Source organism: Pseudomonas sp. SORGH_AS_0211, from assembly GCF_031453455.1.
Taxonomy (GTDB): Bacteria; Pseudomonadota; Gammaproteobacteria; order Pseudomonadales; family Pseudomonadaceae; genus Chryseomonas; species Chryseomonas aestiva.
In genome coordinates this window covers 4238844-4262747 of sequence record NZ_JAVIZV010000001.1, presented here as the reverse complement: position 1 = coordinate 4262747, position 23904 = coordinate 4238844, and the positions used below count along the sequence as shown (strand labels likewise).

At 67.5% G+C, this 23904-nt stretch carries 20 protein-coding genes and 3 pseudogenes; 10 read left to right on the top strand and 13 right to left on the bottom strand.

The window, feature by feature from the left end; all coding sequences use genetic code 11:
* The first annotated feature begins 10 nt into the window (after nt 1-10).
* Both recF and gyrB read left to right on the top strand, forming a co-directional pair.
* Nucleotides 11-1120 carry a DNA replication/repair protein RecF gene (recF, locus tag QE393_RS19700; protein WP_007160137.1) on the top strand — a complete coding sequence of 370 codons (1110 nt, stop codon included), beginning with the start codon at nt 11-13 and terminating at the stop codon, nt 1118-1120.
* Nucleotides 1117-3537, top strand: coding sequence for a DNA topoisomerase (ATP-hydrolyzing) subunit B (gene gyrB, locus QE393_RS19695; protein WP_133860228.1), 2421 nt, complete (start codon nt 1117-1119; stop codon nt 3535-3537). Before recF ends, gyrB begins: the two co-directional genes overlap by 4 nt.
* Nucleotides 3538-3923: 386 nt before the next feature.
* Here the strand turns inward: gyrB and QE393_RS19690 are convergent, their stop codons facing one another.
* The 4 genes from QE393_RS19690 to glyQ are packed head-to-tail and all read right to left on the bottom strand — an operon-like array spanning nt 3924 to nt 8241.
* Nucleotides 3924-4673 (bottom strand): lysophospholipid acyltransferase family protein, encoded by a 750-nt coding sequence (locus tag QE393_RS19690; protein ID WP_310045171.1) that lies wholly within the window; start codon nt 4671-4673, stop codon nt 3924-3926.
* Complete coding sequence (gmhB, locus tag QE393_RS19685) at nt 4673-5215, bottom strand: D-glycero-beta-D-manno-heptose 1,7-bisphosphate 7-phosphatase (RefSeq protein WP_310045169.1); 543 nt, start codon at nt 5213-5215, stop codon at nt 4673-4675. Before gmhB ends, QE393_RS19690 begins: the two co-directional genes overlap by 1 nt.
* A 3-nt stretch (nt 5216-5218) precedes the next feature.
* Complete coding sequence (glyS, locus tag QE393_RS19680) at nt 5219-7276, bottom strand: glycine--tRNA ligase subunit beta (protein ID WP_310045167.1); 2058 nt, start codon at nt 7274-7276, stop codon at nt 5219-5221.
* A complete protein-coding gene (gene glyQ / locus QE393_RS19675) occupies nt 7276-8241 on the bottom strand; it encodes a glycine--tRNA ligase subunit alpha (protein ID WP_150340262.1) in 966 nt (321 codons plus the stop codon). Before glyQ ends, glyS begins: the two co-directional genes overlap by 1 nt.
* Nucleotides 8242-8597: 356 nt before the next feature.
* On the opposite strand from glyQ, the gene QE393_RS19670 reads away from it, so the two are divergent.
* From QE393_RS19670 to QE393_RS19660, 3 genes are all read left to right on the top strand, one after another.
* A complete protein-coding gene (locus tag QE393_RS19670) occupies nt 8598-9182 on the top strand; it encodes a DNA-3-methyladenine glycosylase I (protein ID WP_310045164.1) in 585 nt (194 codons plus the stop codon).
* Between the two features lie 90 nt (nt 9183-9272).
* Nucleotides 9273-10160 carry a lysophospholipid acyltransferase gene (locus QE393_RS19665; protein WP_187980760.1) on the top strand — a complete coding sequence of 296 codons (888 nt, stop codon included), beginning with the start codon at nt 9273-9275 and terminating at the stop codon, nt 10158-10160.
* A 171-nt stretch (nt 10161-10331) separates the two neighbouring features.
* Entirely contained in the window at nt 10332-10604 is a 273-nt protein-coding gene (locus QE393_RS19660) for a PilZ domain-containing protein (RefSeq protein WP_017641486.1), read from the top strand.
* Here the strand turns inward: QE393_RS19660 and QE393_RS19655 are convergent.
* From QE393_RS19655 to def, 4 genes are read right to left on the bottom strand one after another with little or no spacing between them, the layout of a single operon-like run.
* Nucleotides 10595-10912 (bottom strand): tetratricopeptide repeat protein, encoded by a 318-nt coding sequence (locus tag QE393_RS19655; protein WP_310045163.1) that lies wholly within the window; start codon nt 10910-10912, stop codon nt 10595-10597. The two genes, QE393_RS19660 and QE393_RS19655, sit on opposite strands and share 10 nt — an antisense overlap.
* Before the next feature lie 10 nt (nt 10913-10922).
* Nucleotides 10923-12224: a 16S rRNA (cytosine(967)-C(5))-methyltransferase RsmB gene (gene rsmB / locus QE393_RS19650; protein WP_310045161.1), complete on the bottom strand. Its 1302-nt coding sequence runs from the start codon at nt 12222-12224 to the stop codon at nt 10923-10925.
* A complete protein-coding gene (fmt, locus tag QE393_RS19645) occupies nt 12221-13165 on the bottom strand; it encodes a methionyl-tRNA formyltransferase (protein ID WP_310045159.1) in 945 nt (314 codons plus the stop codon). Before fmt ends, rsmB begins: the two co-directional genes overlap by 4 nt.
* 58 nt (nt 13166-13223) lie before the next feature.
* The gene (gene def / locus QE393_RS19640) at nt 13224-13730 is read right to left on the bottom strand and encodes a peptide deformylase (protein WP_007160149.1); all 507 of its coding nucleotides are present in this window, start codon (nt 13728-13730) and stop codon (nt 13224-13226) included.
* A 229-nt stretch (nt 13731-13959) separates the two neighbouring features.
* On the opposite strand from def, the gene QE393_RS19635 reads away from it, so the two are divergent.
* The 3 genes from QE393_RS19635 (at nt 13960) to QE393_RS19625 (ending at nt 16746) form a co-directional block, all read left to right on the top strand.
* Nucleotides 13960-14991 (top strand): LysM peptidoglycan-binding domain-containing protein, encoded by a 1032-nt coding sequence (locus QE393_RS19635; RefSeq protein WP_310045158.1) that lies wholly within the window; start codon nt 13960-13962, stop codon nt 14989-14991.
* 56 nt (nt 14992-15047) lie between these two features.
* Nucleotides 15048-16127: a DNA-processing protein DprA gene (gene dprA / locus QE393_RS19630; RefSeq protein ID WP_310045156.1), complete on the top strand. Its 1080-nt coding sequence runs from the start codon at nt 15048-15050 to the stop codon at nt 16125-16127.
* Between the two features lie 64 nt (nt 16128-16191).
* Nucleotides 16192-16746, top strand: a complete 555-nt coding sequence (locus tag QE393_RS19625) for an L-threonylcarbamoyladenylate synthase (protein WP_133860240.1) — start codon at nt 16192-16194, stop codon at nt 16744-16746.
* Between the two features lie 157 nt (nt 16747-16903).
* On the opposite strand, the pseudogene QE393_RS22680 reads toward QE393_RS19625, so the two are convergent.
* The 4 genes and pseudogenes from QE393_RS22680 to QE393_RS19615 all read right to left on the bottom strand — a co-directional run.
* A pseudogene (locus tag QE393_RS22680) lies at nt 16904-17221 on the bottom strand (response regulator); the annotation flags it as partial.
* A 141-nt stretch (nt 17222-17362) separates the two neighbouring features.
* Nucleotides 17363-17602, bottom strand: a pseudogene (locus QE393_RS22675) (ATP-binding protein); the annotation flags it as partial.
* A 201-nt stretch (nt 17603-17803) separates the two neighbouring features.
* A pseudogene (locus QE393_RS19620) lies at nt 17804-20287 on the bottom strand (PAS domain S-box protein); the annotation flags it as partial.
* A gap of 158 nt (nt 20288-20445) precedes the next feature.
* Nucleotides 20446-21423 carry an NADPH:quinone reductase gene (locus tag QE393_RS19615; protein WP_310045152.1) on the bottom strand — a complete coding sequence of 326 codons (978 nt, stop codon included), beginning with the start codon at nt 21421-21423 and terminating at the stop codon, nt 20446-20448.
* 143 nt (nt 21424-21566) lie between these two features.
* Here QE393_RS19615 and hemF point away from each other — a divergent pair, with 143 nt between their 5' ends.
* A complete protein-coding gene (gene hemF / locus QE393_RS19610) occupies nt 21567-22496 on the top strand; it encodes an oxygen-dependent coproporphyrinogen oxidase (RefSeq protein WP_273805467.1) in 930 nt (309 codons plus the stop codon).
* A gap of 4 nt (nt 22497-22500) precedes the next feature.
* Nucleotides 22501-23316 (top strand): shikimate dehydrogenase, encoded by an 816-nt coding sequence (gene aroE / locus QE393_RS19605; RefSeq protein WP_273805466.1) that lies wholly within the window; start codon nt 22501-22503, stop codon nt 23314-23316.
* A 122-nt stretch (nt 23317-23438) separates the two neighbouring features.
* On the opposite strand, the gene QE393_RS19600 is transcribed toward aroE, so the two are convergent.
* Nucleotides 23439-23864 carry a hypothetical protein gene (locus QE393_RS19600; RefSeq protein WP_310045149.1) on the bottom strand — a complete coding sequence of 142 codons (426 nt, stop codon included), beginning with the start codon at nt 23862-23864 and terminating at the stop codon, nt 23439-23441.
* Nucleotides 23865-23904 lie beyond the last annotated feature (40 nt).

Below are 23904 nucleotides of genomic sequence, written 5' to 3'. Positions count from 1 at the left end.
TCGCCGCTCGATGACGCTGATCCGCTTCAACGCCGACCGCCTGCGCAATCTGCAGGCGGTCGCGCTTCAGCCCTCGCCACGGGTCAACCTCCTGCATGGCGCCAACGGCAGCGGCAAGACCAGCCTGCTGGAAGCCATCCACCTGCTGGGCCTGGCCCGCTCCTTTCGCAGCACCAAGCTGGCGCCGGTCATCCAGCACGAGCAGGCCAGTTGCACGGTGTTCGGCCAGGTGCGGCTGCCCGGTGGCCAGGACTGCAACCTGGGCATCCAGCGCGAGCGCGGCGGTGACTACCAGATCCGCATCAATGGCGAGAATGCCCGCAGCGCGGCGCAGCTGGCCGAGGTGCTGCCGTTGCAGCTGATCAACCCCGACGGCTTCCGGCTGCTCGAAGGCAGTCCCAAGATCAGGCGGCAGTTTCTCGACTGGGGCGTGTTCCACGAGGAACAGCGATTTCTGCCGCTATGGCAACGCCTGCAAAAGGCGCTCAGGCAGCGGAATCACTGGCTCAGACGTGGTAAAATCGACCCTGCGGCGCAGGCCGCCTGGGATCAGGAACTGGCCCTGGCCAGCGCCGAGATCGATGGCTTTCGCCAGGCCTATATCCAGCGTCTGAAGCCGGAATTCACCGCGGTACTGGCCGAGCTGATCCAGCTCGACGGCCTGACCCTGAGCTACTACCGCGGCTGGGACCGCGAGCGCGATCTGCGCGAGGTGCTGGCGGACAGTCTGCCGCGGGATCTGCAGCTGGGGCATACCCAGGCCGGGCCCCAGCGCGCCGACCTGCGGATCCGCATCGGCAACCACAACGCGGCGGACATCCTGTCGCGCGGCCAGCAGAAGCTGGTGGTGTGCGCGTTGCGCATCGCCCAGGGGCGGTTGGTCAACCAAGTCAAGCGGGGCCAGTGCGTCTATCTCATCGACGACCTGCCCTCGGAACTGGACGAGGGACACCGGCTGGCCTTGTGCCGGCTGCTGGAGGCACTGGAGTGCCAAGTCTTCATCACCTGTGTCGAGCGCGAGACGCTACAGGCCGCCTGGCGGCCGGAGACAGAGGTCAGCGTGTTTCACGTGGAACACGGCCATATCAAGCAGACCCACACTAGCGGGAGCCAAGCATGAGCGAGACCAATACCTACGACTCTTCCAGCATCAAGGTGCTGAAGGGACTGGATGCCGTGCGCAAGCGCCCCGGCATGTACATCGGCGACACCGATGACGGCACCGGCCTGCACCACATGGTCTTCGAGGTGGTGGACAACTCCATCGACGAGGCCCTGGCCGGCTTCTGCAGCGAGATCAGCATCACCATCCACATGGATGAATCCATCACCGTGCGCGACAACGGCCGCGGCATCCCGGTGGACATCCACAAGGAAGAAGGCGTCTCGGCGGCCGAGGTCATCATGACCGTGCTGCACGCCGGCGGTAAGTTCGACGACAACACCTACAAGGTGTCCGGCGGCCTGCATGGCGTGGGCGTCTCGGTGGTGAACGCCCTGTCCGAAGAGCTGCGGCTGACCATTCGCCGCGCCGGCCAGCTGTGGGAGCAGGTCTATGTGCACGGCGTGCCCCAGGCGCCGCTGGCGGTGATCGGCGAGACCGACACCACTGGTACCCAGGTGCATTTCAAGCCGTCCGCCGAGACCTTCAACAACATCCAGTTCAGCTGGGACATCCTGGCCAAGCGGATTCGCGAACTGTCCTTCCTCAACTCCGGCGTCGGCATCGTCCTGCGCGACGAGCGCAGTGGCAAGGAAGAGCTGTTCAAGTACGAGGGCGGCCTGCGCGCCTTCGTCGATTACCTGAACACCAACAAGACCGCGGTGAACGAGGTATTCCACTTCCAGGTGCAGCGCGAAGACGATGGCGTCGGCGTGGAGGTGGCGCTGCAGTGGAACGACAGCTTCAACGAGAACATCCTCTGCTTCACCAACAACATTCCCCAGCGCGATGGCGGCACCCACCTGGCGGGCTTCCGCTCGGCGCTGACGCGCAACCTGAACAGCTACATCGAGGCCGAGGGCCTGGCCAAGAAGTTCAAGGTGGCCACCACCGGTGACGACGCCCGTGAAGGCCTGACCGCCATCATCTCGGTCAAGGTGCCGGATCCCAAGTTCTCTTCCCAGACCAAGGACAAGCTGGTCTCCTCCGAGGTGAAGACCGCGGTGGAACAGGAGATGGGCAAGCACTTCTCCGACTTCCTGCTGGAGAACCCCAACGAAGCCAAGGCGGTGGTCGGCAAGATGATCGACGCGGCCCGGGCCCGGGAAGCGGCGCGCAAGGCGCGCGAGATGACCCGCCGCAAGGGCGCGCTGGACATCGCCGGTCTGCCGGGCAAGCTGGCGGACTGCCAGGAGAAGGACCCGGCGCTGTCCGAACTCTACATCGTGGAGGGTGACTCCGCCGGTGGTTCGGCCAAGCAGGGCCGCAACCGGCGCACCCAGGCGATCCTGCCGCTCAAGGGCAAGATCCTCAACGTCGAGAAGGCGCGCTTCGACAAGATGCTCTCCTCCCAGGAGGTGGGCACCCTGATCACCGCGCTGGGCTGCGGCATCGGTCGCGAAGAATTCAACATCGACAAGCTGCGCTACCACAACATCATCATCATGACCGATGCCGATGTGGACGGATCGCACATCCGTACCCTGCTGCTGACCTTCTTCTTCCGCCAGATGCCGCTGCTGATCGAGCGGGGCTACATCTACATCGCCCAGCCGCCGCTGTACAAGGTGAAGCGTGGCAAGCAGGAGCAGTACATCAAGGACGACGAGGCGATGGAGGAATACCTGACCCAGACCGCCCTGGAAGAAGCCAGCCTGCACGTCAACGAGAATGCCCCGGGCCTGTCCGGCGTGGAACTCGAGAAGCTGGTGAACAGCTATCGCCAGGTGATGAAGACCTTCAAGCGCCTGTCGCGGCTGTATCCGGCCGCCGTCAGCGAACACCTGCTGTACCTGCCGCGGGTCGGTGTCGATCAGCTGGCCGATGAAGCGGCGATGCGTCAGTGGCTGGAAGGCCTTAGCGCACGCCTGCAGACCTCCGAGCGCTCTGGCACTACCTACCGCGTCAGTTTGCGCGAGGACCGCGAGCGAGGCCTATGGCTACCAGAGGTGGAAACCCGCGCCCATGGCCTGTCCAGCTACGTCACCTTCAACCGGGATTTCTTCGGCAGCAACGACTACCGCCTGGTGACCGAGCTGGCCGCCCAGCTGGACAACCTGCTGGAAGAAGGCGCCTATGCCAAGCGCGGTGAACGCCGTCGCCCGGTCAGCACCTTCAAGGAAGCCTGGGAATGGCTGATGAACGAGACCAGCAAGAGATTCAACATCCAGCGCTACAAGGGTCTGGGTGAGATGAATCCGGATCAGCTGTGGGAAACCACCATGGACCCGAACGTGCGCCGCATGCTGCAGGTAACCATCGAGGATGCCGTAGCCGCCGACCAGATCTTCAATACCCTGATGGGCGATCACGTGGAGCCGCGTCGCGACTTCATCGAGAGCAACGCCCTGGCGGTATCGAACCTCGACGTCTGATCGACTCCGGTTATGCACAAGCCCCGCCATGCGGGGCTTTTTTGTGGAAAACATTCTGGCTAGAGAGTCGCGCCGTTTCGTTCCACTACAGCGAGCGCCGTTCATCTTATAGCCGAAGGTTTTGTGGATAGTTTTCCTCAGCCGCTTTTGATCAACGTCGAAAATAGGCGTAAAGGGGCCGTGCCATGCGGCATAGAGACACAGGATATAAGGGACGTTCCTGTGGATAAGCCTGGGAATAAGCTTGTCGGTACTTGTGGATGAAGGTCGATCCGCGCTAGCAGGCTAAAATTCGAAGACGCGAAAAGCCCGGCACAGCCTGTGGATAAGTCTGTGGGAAAAGGGAGGAAAAGAGGTGGAAACAGCCAGGCCTTGCGGCCTGGCGATCAGGCTACGCAGCGCTCGGCCGGGTCGGCATCGGGCTTCGGCGCCAGGGCCTGCTCGATGAAGGCGAAGCAGCGCGCATTGAGATCGACGATGGCGCGGGGATCCTGGCCCTGGGGATAGAGCAGCGGGCCGATGCTGACCTTGATGGTCCCCGGCGACTTGATCCAGGAGCGATTGGGCCAGTAGGCGCCGGCATCGTGGGCGATGGGCAGGATGGGCACGTTGAGGCTGCAGGCCAGGGCGGCACCACCGCGGGAGAACTTGCCCATCTGGCCGTAATCGATGCGGGTACCCTGGGGAAAGATCAGTACCCAGCAGCCCTGGGCGAGATAGCGGCCGCCCTGCTCGGTCAGCTGCTGCAGGGCCAGCTTGCCGTTGTCACGGTCGATGGCGATGGGCTTGAGCAGCGAGAAGGCCCAGCCAAAGAAGGGAATCCTGAGCAATTCGCGCTTGATCACCTGGGAGGTGGGCTCGAACTGGGCGGACAGGAAGAAGGTTTCCCAGGTGCTCTGGTGGTTGGCCACGATCACGCAGGGCTGCGCCGGGACGTTTTCCAGGCCGTCGATCTCGTAGCGGATGCCGCAGATGACCTTGGCCAGCCAGACCGCGAAACCGGTCCAGGCCTTGACCACCAGCCGATAGCGGGCGCGATAGGCCAGGAAGGGCGCGATCAGCAGGCTGACGCAGGACCAGAGGATGCCGCTGGTCCCCAGCAGCACATAGAACAACAGGGTACGCAAGAGCCGCATCAGGGCGCTTCCTCGAGCAGATGATCAGCCACCGCCGCCAGGTCGGCGAAGACCCGGGTACCGGATGGCAAAGGCTTGGCCAGGGTGCGCTCGCCCTTGCCGGTACGCACCAGGTAAGGCGTACAGCCGAGGGCCGCGCCGGCTTCCAGATCGCGCAGGCTGTCCCCCACCACCGGGACACCGTCCAGGTCGGTACGGCCATAGTGGTGGGCGATGGCACGAAACAGGCCGGGCAGCGGCTTGCGGCAGTCGCAGCCCGCTTCCGGACCATGGGGGCAGTGAAGGATCAGGTCGACCCGACCGCCCTCCTCCGCCAGCAGCCGCTGCAATTTCTCGTGCATGGCCGCCAGGTCGCCTTCCGTGAAGTAACCACGCGCCAGACCGGACTGGTTGGTGGCCACGGCCACCTGCCAACCGGCCCGGTTCAGCCGGGCGATGGCCGCGAGGCTGCCGGGCAGCGGTTGCCACTGCTCGGCGCTGCGTACGTAGTCATCGGAATCGACATTGATGACGCCGTCGCGGTCCAGCACGATCAGTTTCATGCCCTAGCCCAGCACCGAGATGTCGGCGATGCCGAGGAACAGGCCACGCAGGTGGGCGAGCAGCGCATAGCGATTGGCACGGACGCGCTCGTCCTCGGCGTTGACCAGCACCTCGTCGAAGAAGGCATCCACCGGGGCGCGCAGACTGGCCAGGCGCTCCAGGGCTGCGCCATAGCGACGGGCTTCGGCCAGGGGCGCGGCATCCCGCTCGGCCTCGGCGATGGCGGCGGCCAGGGCGCGCTCGGCGTCGGTCTCGAACAGGGTGGCATCGGCCTGGGCCGCGACCTGGCCCGCGAACTTGCCGAGCAGGTTGGAGACGCGCTTGTTGGCGGCGGCCAGGGCCTCGGCCTCGGGCAGGCGACGGAAGGCCTGCACGGCCTGGACGCGCTGGTCGAAGTCCAGCGCCGAGGCCGGACGCAGGGCGCGCACGGCCAGGTAGGCGGCGGTGTCGATGCCTTCGTCCTCGTAGCGGGCGCGCAAACGGTCGAAGACGAAGTCCAGCACCTGCTCCTGCAGGCCGGCAGCCTTGACCCGCTCGCCATAGCCGGCGATGGCGAAGGCGACTGCGGCTGGCAGATCCAGCTCCAGTCCCTTCTCGATGAGGATGCGCAGCACGCCCAGGGCCTGACGGCGCAGGGCGAAGGGGTCCTTGCTGCCGGTGGGCAGCATGCCGATGCCGAAGATGCCGACCAGGGTGTCGAGCTTGTCGGCCAGGGCCACGGCCGCGCCGGTCAGGGTCTGCGGCAATTCGGCGCCGGCGCCGCGCGGCATGTACTGCTCGTTGAGCGCCAGGGCCACATCTTCGGCCTCGCCGCCCTTTCTGGCGTAGTAGTAGCCGGCGATGCCCTGCATCTCGGGAAATTCGCCGACCATCTCGGTGGCCAGGTCGCACTTGGCGAGCACGCCGGCGCGGTGGGCGCGCTCGGCATCACCACCGATGCGTTCGGCGATAAAGGCGGCCAGGGCGGCGACGCGCTGGGCCTTGTCGTAGACGGTGCCGAGCTGGGCCTGGAAGACCACGTTCTTGAGGCGCTCGTTGAAGCTTTCCAGCGGCTGCTTCTGGTCCTGCTTGAAGAAGAACTCGGCGTCGGTGAGACGGGGGCGGACCACCTTCTCGTTGCCGCTGACGATCTGCGCCGGATCCTTGCTCTCCAGGTTGGCCACGGTGATGAAGCGCGGCAGCAGCTTGCCCTGGGCATCCAGCAGGCAGAAGTACTTCTGGTTGTCCTGCATGGTGGTGATCAGGGCTTCCTGGGGCACCTCGAGGAAACGTTCCTCGAAGGCGCACACCAGCGGCACCGGCCATTCCACCAGGGCGGTCACCTCGTCCAGCAGCGCGGGCGGCACCACGGCGCTGCCCTGCTCCGCCGCGGCCAGCTCGGCTACGCGGGATTCGATCAGCTGGCGGCGCTCGGCGAAGTCGGCCAGCACATGGGCGGCGCGCAGGTCGGCGGCGTAGTGGGCCGGGGCGCTGATGCGCACGGCCTCTGGATGGTGGAAGCGGTGGCCGCGGGACTCACGGCCGGCACGGCGGGTGAGGATCTCGCAGTCGATCACCTCGTCACCCAGCAGCATCACCAGCCACTGGGTGGGACGGACGAATTCCTCGCGGCGGGCGGCCCAGCGCATGCGCTTGGGAATCGGCAGCTCGGCCAGGGAGGCTTCGACGATGCCGGGCAGCAGGCTGGCCGCCGGCTGACCAGGAATGCTCTGGGAGAATCTCAGCTTGGGGCCGCTGCGATCGATGGCGCTGATGTCGACGCCGCACTTGCGGGCGAAGCCCAGGGCGGCCTGGGTCGGCTGGCCATCGGCGCCAAAGGCGGCCTGGAGCGGCGGGCCGTCCAGGTTGACGCTACGCTCGGGCTGCTGGGTCTGCAGGGCTTCGACCAGCACGGCCAGGCGGCGCGGCGCGGCATAGGCGCGGGCGCTGGCATAGCCTAGACCGGCCTGCTTGAGGCCCTTCTCGATACCGGCGAGAAAGCTGTCGCCCAGGGTCTTGAGCGCCTTGGGTGGCAGTTCTTCGGTACCCAGTTCGACCAGGAAATCCAGAGTGGTGCTCATCATTCGCCCTCCTTGAGCAGCGCCTGGACATCGTCGCGACCCAGGACCTCGTCACGCAGCGCGGGGCTGGCCAGCGGGAAGCCCAGGCGGGCACGGGCCTTGAAGTAGCCCTGGGCGACGCTGCGCGCCAGGGTGCGCACGCGCAGGATGTAACGCTGGCGCTCGGTCACCGAGATGGCGCGGCGGGCGTCCAGCAGGTTGAAGGTGTGGGAGGCCTTGAGCACCATCTCGTAGGTGGGCAGCGGCAGGTCCAGGGCGATCAGGCGATTGGCCTCGGACTCGTAGAAGTCGAACAGCTCGAACAGCTTGGGCACATTGGCGTGCTCGAAGTTGTAGGTGCTCTGCTCCACTTCGTTCTGGTGGAAGACGTCGCCGTAGGTCACGGTGCCGAAGGGGCCGTCGGCCCAGATCAGGTCGTAGACCGAGTCCACGCCCTGCAGGTACATGGCCAGGCGTTCGAGGCCATAGGTGATCTCGCCGGTCACCGGATAGCACTCGATACCGCCCGCCTGCTGGAAGTAGGTGAACTGGGTGACTTCCATGCCGTTGAGCCAGACTTCCCAGCCCAGACCCCAGGCGCCCAGGGTGGGCGATTCCCAGTTGTCCTCGACGAAGCGCACGTCGTGCACCAGCGGATCCAGGCCGATGGCGGCCAGGGAGCCCAGGTAGAGCTCCTGGAAGTTGTCCGGGTTGGGCTTGAGGACCACCTGGAACTGGTAGTAGTGCTGCAGGCGATTGGGGTTCTCGCCGTAGCGGCCGTCGGTGGGGCGGCGGCTGGGCTGCACATAGGCGGCGTTCCAGGTCTCGGGACCGATGGCGCGCAGGAAGGTGGCGGTGTGGAAGGTACCGGCGCCGACTTCCATGTCATAGGGCTGGAGTACCACGCAGCCCTGCTCGGCCCAGTATTGCTGCAAGGCCAGGATCAAGTCTTGGAAGGTGCGCACGGTGGGCTTGGACTGGCTCACGAAAAATACCCGTTCGGCTGCGACGAAAAGCCGGGGAGTATAGCTGAAAGCCGGGGGTGACCGCATGGGGGCTTGGGGCTGCCCGGCGGGAAAGTGCCTGCTCCCGTTATCGCGACCGGGGACCTGCGTAGGTTGGGTCGAGCGTAGCGAAGCCCACCCTTGTCTCGGGGCGCCGGCCAGGTTGGGCTTCGACGATGAAGCCGTCTCAACCCAACCTGCGGTCTATCGCCGCCATGGCTGCGATACGCTGGCAACCTGGTAGCGTGGAAAAGCGCCTGGCGAGGCCGTTGGGTTCGTCTCCTCTGCCTGGCAATTGCGCTAAGGTGAGGCCCTCCCTTCTCGACCGAGCCTTCGCCATGCCGCGTTGTTTCTGGTGCACCGCCGATCCGCTGTACATCGAGTATCACGACCATGAATGGGGCGTGCCCCAGCGCGATCCGGCGGTGCTCTTCGAATTCCTCCTGCTGGAAGGCTTCCAGGCCGGACTGTCGTGGATCACCGTGCTGAAGAAACGCGAGCGCTATCGTCAGGTGCTGCATGGCTTCGATCCCGCGCGCCTGGCGCAGCTGAGCGACGCCGAAATCGCCGTGCTGATGCAGGACCCGGGCATCATCCGCAATGGCGCCAAGCTGCGCGCCGCTCGTCAGAATGCCCAGGCCTGGCTGAGACTCGAAGACCCTTCCGGCTGGCTGTGGTCCTTTGTCGGCGGCGCACCCAGGATCAATCACTTTCGCGATCGCCAGGAGGTGCCGGCGATCACCCCGGAAGCCGAGGCCATGAGCAAGGCGCTCAAGCGGGCCGGTTTCACCTTCGTCGGTCCGACGATCTGCTATGCCTTCATGCAGGCCATGGGCCTGGTGATGGACCATACCCTCGATTGCGACCGCCATGCCGAATTGGCGGCTTCGTCGGCAGAACTGCAGGAAAAGTCGAATGTATAGGCGCCAGTTGGCGCGAACCTTACGCTTTCTTAACGTTTCCGGGACTTGTAGACGCTAAACTGTCGGTGCATTCAGACAGGAGTCCCTCTTTTGGAAAGATTCAAAGGCGCGCTGATGATCGCCTTCCTGCGCCTTTTCGCCCTGCTGCCCTGGCCATTGGTCCAGCGCCTGGGTGGATTCATCGGCTGGTGCATGTGGAAGCTGCCGACCCGCGCCAGCAAGGTTACCCGCATCAACCTCGCCCACTGCTTCCCCGAACTCGACGCCGCCGGCCTGGAACGGCTGTCGCGCGAGTGCCTGCGCGGCATCGGCAAGACCCTGACCGAGAGCGCCTGCGCCTGGATCTGGTCGCCCCAGCGTTCCCTGCGCCTGGTGCGCGAGGTGGAAGGCATGGACGTCCTCCAGGAAGCCCTGGCCTCCGGCGATGGCGTGGTGGGCATCACCAGCCACCTGGGCAACTGGGAGTTGCTCAACCACTTCTACTGCTCCCATGCCAAGCCGATCATCTTCTATCGGCCGCCCAAGTTGAAGGCGGTGGACGACCTGCTCAAGCGCCAGCGGGTCCAGCTGGGCAACCGCGTGGCGCCCTCTACCCCGGAAGGCATCATCAGCGTGATCAAGGAAGTCCGTCGCGGCGGCGCCGTGGGGATTCCGGCCGATCCCGAGCCGAGTCGCAGCGCCGGGCTGTTCGTGCCCTTCCTCGGCACCACCGCCCTGACCAGCAAGTTCGTGCCCTCGCTGCTGGCGCGCGGCAAGGCCCGTGGGGTGTTCTTCCATGCCGTGCGCCTGGCAGACGGCAGCGGCTACAAGGTGATCCTGGAAGCCGCGCCACCGGCCATGTACGACCCGGATCCGGAGGTCTCGGTGGCTGCCATGAGCGAGGTGCTGGCCGGCTACGTGCGGCGCTATCCGACCCAGTACATGTGGAGCATGAAGAGGTTCAAGAATCGTCCGGACGGCGAGGAGAAGTGGTACTAGGCCCCTTGCCCGCCCGGGTCATGCCCGGGACCTGAATGGCGCACGGTGGTCCCATGACCTATCGCTCGGCGCTTCGCCAGGACCGTTCGGTCGGCGCGCGGCTGACAGGCGCAGGGCTTTGCCGGAAGCTGCCCGGACCTCAAGGGAGCGCCCAAGCCAGGGAGTCAGGCGATGAATTCGCGCGATCAGCGCCAACATACCCGTACCCCACTCAAGTGCCGGCTGTGGATCGCCTATCCGGATGGCGAGATCGTCGGTGAGACCCGCGACCTGTCCGATGGCGGCGTCTATGTGGTGCACCCCGAACTGACCCGGCTGCCGCAGGGCACCCGGGTGGTCGGTCAGGTACTCGATCTGCCGATCGAAGCGCCCAAGGTGACCATGGAAGTCATGCGCACCGACGCCGACGGCGCGGGTCTGAGGTTCCTGCGCGATCAGGACTGAGCGCGGCGCGCCAGGCGCTTGAGAAACACCGTCATCTCCTTTTCCGCCTGCTTGTCGCCCCTGGCTTGCGCCGCCTGCAGGCCCTGGGTCCAGGCTGCCTCGGCGCTGGCCAGGTCGCCACTTTCCTCATGGGCCTTGCCCAGCAGCTTCCAGGCCGCCGAGTAGGCCGGATCGAATTCGACGCAGCGCGCCAGGTGCTCGACCGCCCGCGCGGGCTCCCCGGCATCCAGATAGCCCTTGCCCAGACCGAACCTGAGCAGGGCGTTGTCCTGGCCGCGAGCGAGCATTTTCTCCAGGGATTCGAGCATGGCGGGATTCCTACTTGGCGATCTTGATCAGCTTGCAGTAATAGAAGCCGTCGTGGCCTTCGGGCTGCGGCAGGAGCTGGCGGCCGTGGGGCTGGGCGAGGCCCCAGGGGGCGGGGATATCCAGCTCGCGGGCGCCCGGGGTGCGGGCGAGAAAGGCGGCGAGGTTGTCGCTGTTTTCTTCCGGTAGCACCGAACAGGTGGCATAGACCAGGATGCCGCCGACTTCCAGCGTCGGCCAGAGGGCGTCCAGCAGTTCGCCCTGCAGCTGCACCAGGGGCACGATGTCGCTGGCCTGGCGGGTCAGCTTGATGTCCGGATGGCGGCGGATCACCCCGGTAGCGCTGCAGGGGGCGTCCAGCAGGATGCGCTGGAAGGGCGTGCCGTCCCACCAGTCGGCCACGGCGCGGCCGTCGGCGGCCAGGGTGCGGGCGGTGAGGCCCAGGCGTGCCAGATTCTGCTCGACCCGCTGCAGACGGCCGGCATCGGCGTCCAGCGCCACCACCTCGGCCAGGGCCGGTTGGCGTTCCAGCAGGTGGCAGGTCTTGCCACCGGGCGCGGCGCAAGCGTCCAGCACCCGCTGGCCGGGCGCCAGTTCCAGGAGTTCGGCCGCCAGCTGGGCGGCTTCGTCCTGCACGCTGAGACGCCCCGCGGCAAAGCGCGGCAGGGCGGTGACGTCCTGGGGCTGCAGCAGGCGGATGCCGTCGGCGCTGAAGGCGCAGGGCACGGCCTCGATGCCGGCGGCGGCCAGCTCGGCCAGATAGCTGTCGCGACCGCCCTGACGGCGATTGACCCTGAGGATCAGCGGCGGATGCAGGTTGTTGGCGGTGGCGATGGCTTCCCACTGCTCCGGCCAGCGTGCCTTGAGCGTCTTCTGCAGCCAGCGCGGATGGGCCAGGCGCGCGGCGGGATCATGCTCCAGGGCCGGCAACAGGCTGTCGTATTCGCGCTGGGCGCGGCGCAGCACGGCGTTGAGCAGGCCCTTGGCCGAGGATTTCTTCAGCTTGTCGACGCAACCCACCGTCTCGCCGATGGCGGCATGGGCCGGGATGCGGGTATGGAACAACTGGTAGAGCCCGATCAACAGCAGGGCTTCGAGATCGCGGTCGCCGGCCTTGAAGGGTTTTTCCATGAGCTTTTCCGCCAGCAGCGACAGGCGCGGCTGCCAGCGGGCGGTGCCAAAGGCCAGATCCTGGGCCAGGGCGCGGTCACGCGGATCGACCTTGGCCAGTTGCTCGGGCAGGCTGCTACCGAGGGAGGCGCGGCCGGCAAGCACCGCCGCCAGGGCGCGGGTGGCCGCCAGGCGCGGATTCATAGACCCAGCACCTGACCGGGGGCGAAGCGCTCGCGACGGGCGTTGTAGAGATCGGCGAAGCCCAGTGGCTTGCCACCGGGCAGCTGCAGGCGGGTCAGGCGCAGGGCGCCCTCGCCACAGGCGACCAGCAGGCCAGCGCGATCGGCGTCGAGCACCATCCCCGCCACGCCCTGCCCTTCGGCCAGTTCCGCGGCCCAGACCTTGAGCGGTTCGCCGGCCAGGGCGGTGTGGCACAGCGGCCAGGGATCGAAGGCGCGGATGCGCCGCTCCAGTTCCACCGCCGGACGACCCCAGTCCAGCCGGGCCTCGTCCTTGTTGAGCTTGTGGGCGTAGGTGGCCAGGTTGTCGTCCTGCACCTCACCCTGCAGACTGCCGTCGGCCAGGCCCGGCAGCGCCTGGACCACGGCGGCGGCGCCCAGCGCGGCCAGGCGATCGTGCAGACTGCCACCGGTATCCGTGGCGGTCAGCGGCGTGGTCACCTTGCTCAGCATGGGGCCGGTATCCAGACCGGCTTCCATGCGCATCACGGTGACCCCGGACTCGGCATCGCCGGCTTCCAGGGCGCGCTGGATGGGCGCCGCGCCGCGCCAGCGCGGCAGCAGCGAGGCATGGCTGTTGATGCAGCCCAGGCGCGAGATGTCGAGCACCGCCTGGGGCAGGATCAGGCCGTAGGCCACCACCACCAGCAGATCGGGTTCCAGCGCCGCCAGGGTGGCCTGGGCGGCGGGATCGCGCAGGGTCGGCGGCTGCTGCACGGGGATGCCGTGGCTCAGCGCCAGCTGCTTGACCGGACTCATGGCCAGTTTCTGGCCACGCCCGGCGGGGCGATCCGGCTGGGTATAGACGGCGGCGATGGGATAACCGGCGTCGATCAGCGCCTGCAGGTGCACGGCGGCGAATTCCGGGGTTCCGGCGAAGACGAGGCGAAGGGATCTGGACATGGCGGACCTGGCGGAAAGGGCGAGCGGCGGACGCCGATGACGCCGTCCGCCAGGGCGATCAGGCCTTGTGGCGCTGCTGCTTTTCGAGCTTCTTCTTGATGCGATCGCGCTTGAGCGGCGACAGATAGTCGACGAACAGCTTGCCGTCGAGGTGATCGATCTCGTGCTGGATGCACACCGCCAGCAGGCCGTCGCATTCCAGCTCGAACGGCTTGCCGTCGCGGTCCAGGGCCTTGACCCGGACGCGCTCGGGGCGGCAGACCTTTTCGTAAAAACCGGGGATCGACAGGCAGCCTTCCTGGTACTCGCCCAGTTCCTGGGTGAGCGGCTCGGCCTCGGGATTGATGAAGACCAGAGGTTCGCTCTTGTCTTCGCTGACGTCGATCACCACCAGGCGGCGATGGACGTTGACCTGGGTGGCGGCCAGACCGATGCCGGGCGCTTCGTACATGGTCTCGAACATGTCGTCGATGGTCTGGCGCAGGGCGTCGTCCACCGTGTCGATGGGCTTGGCGACGGTGCGCAGGCGGGGATCGGGGAATTCGAGGATGTCTAGGATCGCCATGGCGTTGAGGGCACTTGTGGAATACAGTCAAGGGGCGCTGCTAAGATGCCGCAGCGTTGTTTCCACCCGGCTCGGGCTGGTCCCGAAGGGTGGATGACGTCGGTCGACGGGGATGAGCGCCTGCGCTGCCCGGGGCCGACAGAGGTGGCGATCAGGGCACGACTGGGGCGATTCCCCGACGTTTGCGTGAAGACGGTTCTTCAAAGCTAAGTGTAAAGGGATTCGACGCATGAGGAAATCTTTGTTCGCCCTGCTGCTGGTTGCAGGGGGCGCCCTGCAGTCGGCGTACGCAGCGGTCACCCTGCGTCAGGATCACCCGGAAAGCTATACCGTGGTCCGCGGCGATACCCTCTGGGACATCTCCGCCAGATTCCTCAGCAAGCCCTGGGAATGGCCGGAGATCTGGCAGGCCAATCCGCAGATCCAGAATCCCCACCTCATCTATCCCGGCGATACCCTGGTGCTGAGCTATGTCGACGGTCAGCCGCGCCTGCAGCTCAACCGCGGCGCCTCGCGCGGCACGGTCAAGCTGTCGCCCACGGTGCGCAGCACGCCCATCGCCGAAGCCATCCCGGCCATTCCGCTGGAAGCGGTCAACAGCTTCCTGCTGCAGAATCGCGCCATCGATTCGGCCGAACAATTCCAGGCGGCGCCCTATGTGGTGGCCGGCAACGCCGAGCGGGTGGTGAGCGGCGCCGGCGATCGTATCTATGTGCGCGGCAAGCTGCAGCCGGGTGTCTCGGCCTATGGCATCTATCGCCAGGGCAAGACCTATGTCGATCCCAAGACCGGCGCCTTCCTCGGCATCAACGGCGACTTCATCGGCAGCGCCGATCTGGTTACCCAGGAAGGCGACATCGCCACCCTGCGGCTGACCCGCACCACCCAGGAGGTGCGCCTGGGCGACCGGCTGTTCCCCACCGAGGAGCGACTGGTGAATTCCACCTTCATGCCCAGCGCGCCGGCGCGTGACATCAGCGGCCTGATTCTCGACGTGCCCCGTGGCGTCACCCAGGTCGGCCAGTTCGATGTGGTGACCCTGAACAAGGGCACCCGCGATGGGCTGACCGAAGGCAATGTGTTGGCAGTCAACAAGACCGGCGAGACGGTGCGTGATCGCATCACCGGCGAGCTGGTGAAGATCCCCGACGAGCGCGCCGGCCTGCTGATGGTGTTTCGCACCTACGACAAGATCAGCTACGGCCTGATCCTGACCGCCACCCGCCAGCTGGAAATCATGGACAAGGTGCGCAACCCCTAACCCCAACCCCTTCGGGTCGCCAGGACGGCGACCGGCCACCCCTCAAGGATGACACCATGGCCAGCCTCTCCCCTGCCGAGCTGGACGCCCGGCTTCGCCTGCATGCCCTGCCGGAACTCGGCGCGGTGCGCCAGCGCCTGCTGCTGGATGCCTTTGGCAGCGCCGCTGCCGCCCTCAGTGCCCCCGCCTCGGCCTGGCGCGCGCTGCGCCTGCCGGCGGTGGCCGCGGATGCCCGCCGCACTCCCGCGACCCGCGAACGGGTCGATCAGGCGCTAGCCTGGCTGGACGGCCCCGAACGCCATCTGCTCTGCCTGGGTGACGACCGCTACCCGGCGTTGCTGGCCGAGATCGCCGATCCACCCCCGCTGCTGTTCGTCGAAGGACAGGTCGAGTTGCTCGAACGGCCGCAACTGGCCCTGGTCGGCAGTCGCCAGGCCAGTGCCCAGGGGCTGGACAATGCCCGGCGTTTCGCCCACAGCCTGGCCGCGGCCGGCTTCTGCATCACCAGTGGCCTGGCGCTGGGCATCGATGGCGCGGCGCATCAGGGCGCCCTGGATGCCGGCGGTGGCACGGTCGCCGTGCTGGGCACCGGCTTGCGGCAGCTCTATCCGCGCCGGCACCTGGGTCTTGCCCGGCGCCTGCTGGCCGAGGGTGGCGCGCTGGTTTCGGAATTACCGCTGGACTGCACCCCCCAGGCCGCCAACTTCCCGCGGCGCAACCGGATCATCAGCGGTCTCAGCCTGGGTACCCTGGTAGTGGAGGCCAGCCCCTCCAGCGGTTCGCTGATCACCGCGCGGCTGGCCGCCGAGCAGGGCCGCGAGGTGTTCGCCCTGCCCGGCTCCATCCATCATCCCGGTGCCCGTGGCTGTCATCAGCTGATCCGCGAGGGCGCGCAACTGGTGGAGCACGTGGAACACATCCTCGAAGCCCTGCAGGGCTGGCGCAGCCTGGCCCCGCTCGCCGCGGCCGCGGAGGATCATCCCCTGCTGCGCCACCTCAGCGCCGGACCACTCAACAGCGAAGAGCTGGCGCGGCTCTGCGGCCTGTCGCTGCCGGAGGTACTGGTCCAGCTGACCGAGCTGGAACTGGAAGGCCGGGTGGTGGCGCAGCAGGGCAGCTGGAGTCGCCTCGGCTAACGGCGGATGACTGGCATCGGCAGCGCGCTCGGGTAGACTTCAGGAATTTGGCGGAGGCTAGGCGATGCATAACAGCTGGCGGGTACGGCAGGCGGCGCGAATTGTGCGCGAGGGGGGCGTCCTGGCCTACCCCACCGAGGCCGTCTGGGGCCTGGGCTGCGATCCCTGGGATCAGGCCGCGGTCTATCGCCTGCTGATGCTCAAGCGGCGGCCGATGGAAAAGGGCCTGATCCTGGTGGCCGACAACATCCGCCAGTTCGACTTCCTGCTCCACGACCTGCCGGAGGCCTCCCTGGCCAAGCTGGCCAGCACCTGGCCGGGGCCCAACACCTGGCTGGTGCCGCACCACAATCGCCTGCCTGGCTGGGTGACCGGCGCCCACGCCACCGTGGCGTTGCGGGTCTCCGAGCATCCCCTGGTGGGCGAACTCTGCGCCCTGACCGGGCCGCTGATCTCCACCTCGGCCAATCCCGCCGGCCGCCCGGCCGCGCGCACCCGGCTGCGGGTCCAGCAGTACTTTCCCGACAACCTGGACGGCATCCTCATGGGCGAACTGGGTGGGCGCAAGAATCCCAGCGTGATTCGCGACCTGGTGACCGGCAAGGTCTTCCGGCCCTAGTGTGGTGTTTCAGACGTTCGCGCAAGAATTGGCAGTGATTTTTTGGCTGGGGCCAGGTGGCGCGACGAGCCATGGCAGGTCTATGGCGAGGAGCGGCAACGCAGGCCGGGACGAAAGAGCACCGCCAAAATTGTGTGGTAACTTCTGAAATACCCCGCTAATCGAGCAGTTGGCGCAGCAACCGGGCCAGCGCATCGATCTGGAACGGCTTGGCCAGCGAGAGCTCGCCATTCGGGGTCGGCCGCTCGGCGTGACCGCTGACGAACAGCACCGGCAGCTCCGGCCAGCGCTCGCGCAGACGCCCTGCCAGCTCGGCACCGTCGAGATCCGGCAGGCCGAGATCGGTGATCAGCAGGTCACAGGGCAGATCGCCGTCGACCAGGGTGAGCGCCGTCGAGGCGCTGGCGGCGGTGCGCACGCGATAGCCCAGCTCGGTGAGCATCTCGCGTAGCAGCAGCCGCACCGAAACATCGTCTTCCACCAGCAGCAGGCGTTCGCCCCGGCTCTGGGCGATGGCCGCCTGGGGCGTGTCGCTCGCCGCCGGCCGCTCGGGCTGGGCACAGGGCAGCCAGAGGCTGACGCGGGTGCCACTGCCCAATTCGCTCTCCAGGGTCACGTGGCCACCCGACTGCTTGATGAAGCCATAGAGCATCGACAGACCCAGGCCGGTGCCCTGGCCAATGGGCTTGGTGGTGAAGAAGGGATCGAAGGCGCGATCCACCACCTCGGCCGGCATGCCGCTGCCGGTGTCGGCGATGGTCAGGCGTACGTAGTCACCCGGCGGTAGGTCATGCTCGGCGGCCAGGTCGGTGAGGTGATCGAGGGCGGTTTCCAGGGTCAGCTGACCGCCCTCGGGCATGGCGTCGCGGGCATTGATCACCAGATTCAGCAGGGCGTTCTCCAGCTGGTTGGTGTCGGTGCGCGCCGGTGGCAACTGCAGCGCGAGGCTGCTGCGCAGGCTGATGCGTTCGCCCAGGGTGCGCTGGAAGAGTTCTTCCAGGGACAGGATCAGGTCGTTGACGTTTACCGGCCGCGGGTCGAGGGTCTGCCGGCGCGCGAAGGCCAGCAGGCGATGGGTCAGGGCGGCGGCACGGGTGGCGGATTGCTCGGCGGTGTCCAGGTAGCGCTGCAGGTTGTCGTGGCGACCCTGGTCCAGGCGTCGGCGCAGCAATTCCAGGGAGCCGCTGATGCCGGTGAGCAGGTTGTTGAAGTCATGGGCGATGCCACCGGTGAGATGCCCGATGGCTTCCATCTTCTGCGCCTGGCGCAGCGCGGCCTCGGCGTTCTGCAGGGCCAGGGCGGCGTCGTGCTCGACGGTGACGTCGCGACCGAAGACATAGATGCGCCCGTCGTGATCGGCGGTGGCCTTCCACATCATGTGGCGCCAGTGACCGTCGCGGGTGCGCAGGCGCCCGGGCAGATCGCTGAGCACCTCGCCGTGGCGCAGGGCCGCCAGGCGCGGAAACACCGGCGGATCGTCCGGGTGCTCCAGCGAGGTCGGCGGCTGATGACGCAATTCCTCGTCGTCCCAGCCCAGGGCACGGCCCCAGGCGGGATTGCGGCTGAGCCAGCGCTGCCCCTGGATGACACCGAGCAGGTCGTCGGCCACCCGCCACATGCGGTCACGCTCGACGGTGCGCTCGTGGACCCGCTGTTCCAGCAATTCGGCCAGCCGCCGCAGGCGGTGCTCGGCCATGCGGATCTCGCTGACGTCGGTGTGCACGCCCACCCATTCGCAGACCACGCCGTTCTCCCGCACCGGCAGGGCGCGCACGCTGAAGGTGCGCCACTGGCCGTCGCGACAGCGCAGCCGGTGCTCGTCGTGGAAGTCCACCTGCTGCTGCACCGCCAGGCGCCAGCGGCGCAGCGTGCGGGGGGCATCCTCGGGATGCAGGGCATCGGCCCAGCCGTCCTTCTGATACTGCGCATAGCTCTGCCCGGTCAGGGTGCTCCAGGCGAGTTGTTCGCCGAGCAGATGGCCCTGGGCGTTGCTGGTCCAGACCACCCCCTGCACCGCCTCCACGGCATTGCGGAAGCGCTGGTTGGACAGGTGCAGCGCGGCTTCGGCCTGCTTGCGCTGGGTGAGATCCACCACCACCAGACTCACCGACAGCGGCTGGCCGACTTCCGACTGCAGCGGCGAGCCGTGCAGGCTGACCCAGACCACCGAGCCATCCGGACGCAGGAAGCGCTGGTCCAGCTTGAAGCTGTCGCCCCGCTCGCGCAGGGTGTCGAGGTGGCGCTCCAGGATGGCCCGATCCTCGGGATGGGTCTGGGCCTGCAGGGTCTGTTCCAGCACCCCGACCTCGTTGCGATCGAGCATTTCGCAATAGCGACGATTGGCGAGCAGGATGCGCCCGCGGGCATCGGTCTGGCAGATGCCGACCGCCGCCTGGTTGATCAGGCTGGCCAGGCGCGCGCTGTGTTCGCGCAGGGCGGTTTCCGCATCGACGCGCTGCTGGACGTCGTCGAACAGGGTAACCGAGGCGATCACCTCGCCGGTGGCCGAGCGGACCGGCGCGCTGGAGACTTCCAGCAGCCGGATGCTGCCGTCGGGTCGCCGATAGCGCATCAATTCGGGCGCCACCGCCTGACCGCTGCGCAGCACCCGTACCGTGGGATAGTCGTCCACCGCATAGGGCTGGCCGTTGGCGTGCAGCGCGCCGATGGCGCCATAGCGTTCGTCCAGCGTCTCGCCGGCCGGGCGTCTGCCCAGCAGGATATCGACGCGGTCGTTGAGCATCACCGCCTCTTCGCTGCCGGCCTCGGTGATGGAGATGCCCAGGGGCGCCTGCTGCAGCACGCTGGCCAGCAGCCCCTGTTCCAGCGACAACCGCCGTTCGAGGTGGCGGACCTGGTCCTGGGTCTGCTGCCGCATGAGCAGGGCGCCCAGCAGCAGGGCCAATTGATCCAGCACCAGCCGGGTATCCGCCTCGACGGCGCCGCCCAGTTGCAGATAGCCCAGGGGCTGGGTGGCCGGGCCGAAGGGGATGAGCAACTGACCCGCCGGCGGACTGCCCGCCTCGGCCACGGCCAGCAGCCGCGCCTGGGGATCGTCGGCCAGGTCCCGCAGGGCGTGGGTGGCGCACAGTCGCAAGGCGGCCAGATCCGTGGTGCCGCTAAGGCGCCGAGACCATTCGCCGAGCGCCTGCAGGCGTTGCGGCAGGTCCCGCTCGGCGCTGCGCCGGGCGGCGAAACGGGCACGGCTCGCCGGAGCCTGCCAGACGTGCAGCAGCCAGCCCACGGCGACATCGGCCCGGCGCAGCGGCACCAGGTGCAGGTCGAGGCGTACCAGGTAACCGTCGCGGTGGCGCAGGCCCTGGGTCTGGCAACGTTCGAGGGCGCTCAGCCAGCCGTCGGCCGGCGGTTCCGGGAGCAGCAGGCCGACGATGGATTCACCGAGCCAGTCCTGCGCCGTCCAGCCCAGCAGCCGGGCGACGGCCGGGCACCACTGCCCGATCCGCCCTTCGGCGGTCAGGGTGATCAGCGCCGTGTCCGTGGCGGTGTCGAGCAGGCTGGCGAGGGGGCTGGAGATAGGCATGACGAGGGCAGCGATCCGGCCGATTCTGGAAAGAACGTCGAGGCCGTGACGACCTGACTGTCCGAGATAGACCGGCGTTTACCCCCGTCGTGCCGCCTGGCTGCGGGAAACTTAATGGCCGTCACGATTTACCCGGGCAGGCGCCCGGGCGCTTCGCCTCAGGGCAGCAGGATGGTCGAGCCGCTGGTCTCGCGACCCGACAGCGCCCGATGTGCCTCCTGCACCTCGGCCAGCGGATAGCGCCGGCCGATGTCCACCTGGATGCGGCCATCGGTGATCAGCTCGAACAGCTGATCGGCCATGTCCTGCAGGGCTTCGGGCGAGGCGGCGTAGGTGGCCAGGGTCGGCCGGGTCACATAGAGCGAGCCCTTCTGCGAGAGGATCCCCAGGTTGACCCCGGTGACCGCGCCGGAAGCGTTGCCGAAGCTGACCATCAGCCCGCGCGGGGCCAGGCAGTCCAGCGACATTTCCCAGGTGTCCTTGCCGACGCCGTCGTAGACCACCGGCACCTTGGCGCCGTCGGTCAATTCGCGGACCCGCGCCGGGACGTCTTCCTGGCGGTAGTCGATCACTGCCCAGGCACCCAGCGCCTTGGCCTTTTCCAGCTTTTCCGGGGAGCCGGCGGTGCCGATCAGGCGTACGCCCAGGGCCTTGGCCCACTGGCAGGCCAGGGAGCCGACGCCCCCGGCCGCGGCATGGAACAGCACGGTGTCGCCGGCCTGCAGCGGATAGGTCTGGCGCAGCAGGTACTGCACGGTCAGCCCCTTGAGCATGACCGCGGCGCCCTGTTCGAAGGAGATCGTCTCCGGCAGGTGCACCAGATGCCGCTCGGGCAGCACATGGACCTCGGCATAGGCGCCCAGCGGCCCGGTGGCATAGGCCACGCGATCGCCGGCCTTGAAGCGAGTGACGGCGCTACCGACCGCCTCCACCACCCCGGCACCCTCGGTGCCCAGACCCGAGGGCAGCGCCGGCGGCGGATAGAGGCCGCTGCGGTAATAGGTCTCGATGAAGTTGAGGCCGATGGCGTGGTTGCGCACCTGCACCTCGTCGGGGCCGGGCGCGGCGGGTTCGAAATCCACAAGTTCGAGTACTTCGGGACCACCGGTGCGGCTGAACTGGATGCGCTGGGCCATGCTTGAGTATCTCCTGGTTGGAGCCCTTGGCCGGGCTCTCTTGGGGTGAGCCTTCATCCAAGCCGCAACCGCGGGCCACGTCAACCGGTCGGATACGGGTGTTATGCTCTCCGCCCTCCCCGCCTGTTGTGGAAATCCTTGCGATGAATCCCTCCCTGGAGGCCGTCAAGGCCTATCTGCTCGATCTGCAGGAGCGCATCTGCGCCGCACTGGAAGCCGAGGATGGCAGCGCAGCTTTCGCCGAAGACGCCTGGACCCGGCCGACCGGTGGTGGTGGCCGCACCCGGGTGATCGCCGACGGCGCCCTGCTGGAAAAGGGCGGCGTGAACTTCTCCCATGTGCATGGCGACAGCCTGCCGCCCTCGGCCAGTGCCCATCGCCCGGAACTGGCCGGGCGCAGCTTCGAGGCCATGGGCGTCTCCCTGGTCATGCACCCGCGCAATCCCCATATCCCCACCGCTCACGCCAATGTGCGCTTCTTTCTCGCCGAGAAGCCCGGCGAGGCGCCGGTCTGGTGGTTCGGCGGCGGTCTCGACCTCACCCCCTACTACGGCAACGAGGCCGACTGCGTGCACTGGCACCAGGTCTGCCATGACGCCTGCGCCCCCTTCGGCGCCGACGTCTATCCGCGCTACAAAGCCTGGTGCGACCGCTATTTCCACCTCAAGCACCGGGGCGAACCACGGGGCATCGGCGGCCTGTTCTTCGATGACCTGAACGACTGGGACTTCGACACCTGCTTCGCCTTCCAGCGCGCCATCGGCGATGCTTTCGTCGACGCCTACCTGCCCATCGTCCAGCGCCGCCGCGACCAGCCCTACGGCCAGGCCGAGCGGGAATTCCAGACCTATCGCCGCGGCCGCTACGTGGAATTCAACCTGGTCTATGACCGCGGCACCCTGTTCGGCCTGCAATCCGGCGGGCGCACCGAGTCCATCCTCATGTCGCTGCCGCCCGAGGTGCGCTGGGGCTATGACTGGAAACCCGTACCCGGCTCGCCGGAAGCACGGCTGACCGATTTCTTTCTCACCGACCGCGACTGGCTCGCGCTCGCCCCGACGCCCGCAGGATAGACCCATGGATCGCTATGCCGTCTTCGGCAACCCCATCGCCCACAGCAAGTCGCCGCTGATCCACAGCCTGTTCGCCGACCAGACCGGTCAACGCCTGCACTACGGCACGCTGCTGGCGCCGTTGGACGGCTTCAGCGAAAGCGCCCGCAGCTTCTTCCAGAGCGGCCTGGGCGCCAATGTCACGGTGCCCTTCAAGGAAGAGGCCTACCAGCTGTGCGACGACCTCACCTCGCGCGCGCGGCGGGCCGGGGCGGTGAACACCCTCAAGCGCCAGCCCGATGGTCGCCTGCTGGGCGACAACACCGACGGCGCCGGGCTGGTCCGGGATCTCACGGTCAACGCCGGTCTGCAGCTGGCCGGCCAGCGCGTCCTGGTGCTGGGCGCCGGCGGCGCCGTGCGCGGCGTGCTGGAGCCGTTGCTGGCCTGCAACCCCGGACAACTGGTGCTGGCCAATCGCACCGAACTCAAGGCGGTGCAACTGGCGCGGGAGTTCGCCGAGCTGGGGGCCATCGAGGTGGCCGCCTTCTCCACCCTGCGCGAGCCCTTCGACGTCATCATCAATGGGACCTCGGCCAGTCTCGGTGGCGGTCGTCCGCCCCTGTCGGAAGCGGTCATCGGCCCGCAGACGGTGACCTACGACATGATGTACGGGAAGGACCTCACCGCCTTCAACCGCTGGGCGCAGGCCGAAGGCGCCTTCCACACCCTGGACGGTCTGGGCATGCTGGTGGAACAGGCCGCCGAGGCCTTCGAACTCTGGCGCGGCGTGCGTCCCGACAGCGCCCCGGTGCTGGCGGAGCTGAGGCGGCAACTGGGCTGAGGTCGGGCCTGGGCGGTGTTGGGCTTCGCTGTGCTCAACCCAACCTACGGCCATCGCGGCCATGGCGGTCAGTTGTAGGTTGGGTTGAGGCGGCTCCATCGCCGAAGCCCAACGGACCGCGGTCAGCCCGCCAGCGGGGGCTGGAGTCCGCGCGAGGTCGGCGACACCGGCCACGCCTGGGCGACGCCGAAGCCGATTTCGACTACCAGGATCAGTGCCAGCAAGGGACTGGCGCCCTGGTACAGCGCCCAGGCCTGCCAGAGGGCGAACAGGCCCCTGGCCACGGCGTCGTAGCGTCCCAGCAGCAGCGAAGGCCTGACCAGGCGCAGCACAGACCAGACGCACACCAGGGAGCCCAGCAGATTGCCCAGCAACAGGGCTTCCGGCGGGAACCCCGCCAGGGGTGCCAGGCCCAGTGCCTGGCCGAGACCGTCGAGCTGCCGCAGCAGCCAGGCCAGGCTCCAGGGGGTGGCGAAGGGCGCGGTAACCAGCAGATCATAGAGGGCGCTGGCACGAACCAGCCGCAGATAGGGCGCGAGCTTCCACATGGACGGACTTCCTTGAACGAGAGGAAGTCCAGTGTCGACC

Coding starts and splice junctions, on each gene's coding strand:
- glyS (WP_310045167.1), bottom strand. CDS start 7,276: ATGAGCACCACTCTGGATTTCCTGGTCGAACTGGGTACCGAAGAACTG.
- fmt (WP_310045159.1), bottom strand. CDS start 13,165: ATGTCCAGATCCCTTCGCCTCGTCTTCGCCGGAACCCCGGAATTCGCC.
- QE393_RS19625 (WP_133860240.1), top strand. CDS start 16,192: ATGCATAACAGCTGGCGGGTACGGCAGGCGGCGCGAATTGTGCGCGAG.
- QE393_RS19670 (WP_310045164.1), top strand. CDS start 8,598: ATGCCGCGTTGTTTCTGGTGCACCGCCGATCCGCTGTACATCGAGTAT.
- rsmB (WP_310045161.1), bottom strand. CDS start 12,224: ATGAATCCGCGCCTGGCGGCCACCCGCGCCCTGGCGGCGGTGCTTGCC.
- recF (WP_007160137.1), top strand. CDS start 11: ATGACGCTGATCCGCTTCAACGCCGACCGCCTGCGCAATCTGCAGGCG.
- QE393_RS19660 (WP_017641486.1), top strand. CDS start 10,332: ATGAATTCGCGCGATCAGCGCCAACATACCCGTACCCCACTCAAGTGC.
- hemF (WP_273805467.1), top strand. CDS start 21,567: ATGAATCCCTCCCTGGAGGCCGTCAAGGCCTATCTGCTCGATCTGCAG.
- QE393_RS19635 (WP_310045158.1), top strand. CDS start 13,960: ATGAGGAAATCTTTGTTCGCCCTGCTGCTGGTTGCAGGGGGCGCCCTG.
- dprA (WP_310045156.1), top strand. CDS start 15,048: ATGGCCAGCCTCTCCCCTGCCGAGCTGGACGCCCGGCTTCGCCTGCAT.
- QE393_RS19690 (WP_310045171.1), bottom strand. CDS start 4,673: ATGCGGCTCTTGCGTACCCTGTTGTTCTATGTGCTGCTGGGGACCAGC.
- gmhB (WP_310045169.1), bottom strand. CDS start 5,215: ATGAAACTGATCGTGCTGGACCGCGACGGCGTCATCAATGTCGATTCC.
- QE393_RS19615 (WP_310045152.1), bottom strand. CDS start 21,423: ATGGCCCAGCGCATCCAGTTCAGCCGCACCGGTGGTCCCGAAGTACTC.
- QE393_RS19600 (WP_310045149.1), bottom strand. CDS start 23,864: ATGTGGAAGCTCGCGCCCTATCTGCGGCTGGTTCGTGCCAGCGCCCTC.
- aroE (WP_273805466.1), top strand. CDS start 22,501: ATGGATCGCTATGCCGTCTTCGGCAACCCCATCGCCCACAGCAAGTCG.
- def (WP_007160149.1), bottom strand. CDS start 13,730: ATGGCGATCCTAGACATCCTCGAATTCCCCGATCCCCGCCTGCGCACC.
- QE393_RS19655 (WP_310045163.1), bottom strand. CDS start 10,912: ATGCTCGAATCCCTGGAGAAAATGCTCGCTCGCGGCCAGGACAACGCC.
- gyrB (WP_133860228.1), top strand. CDS start 1,117: ATGAGCGAGACCAATACCTACGACTCTTCCAGCATCAAGGTGCTGAAG.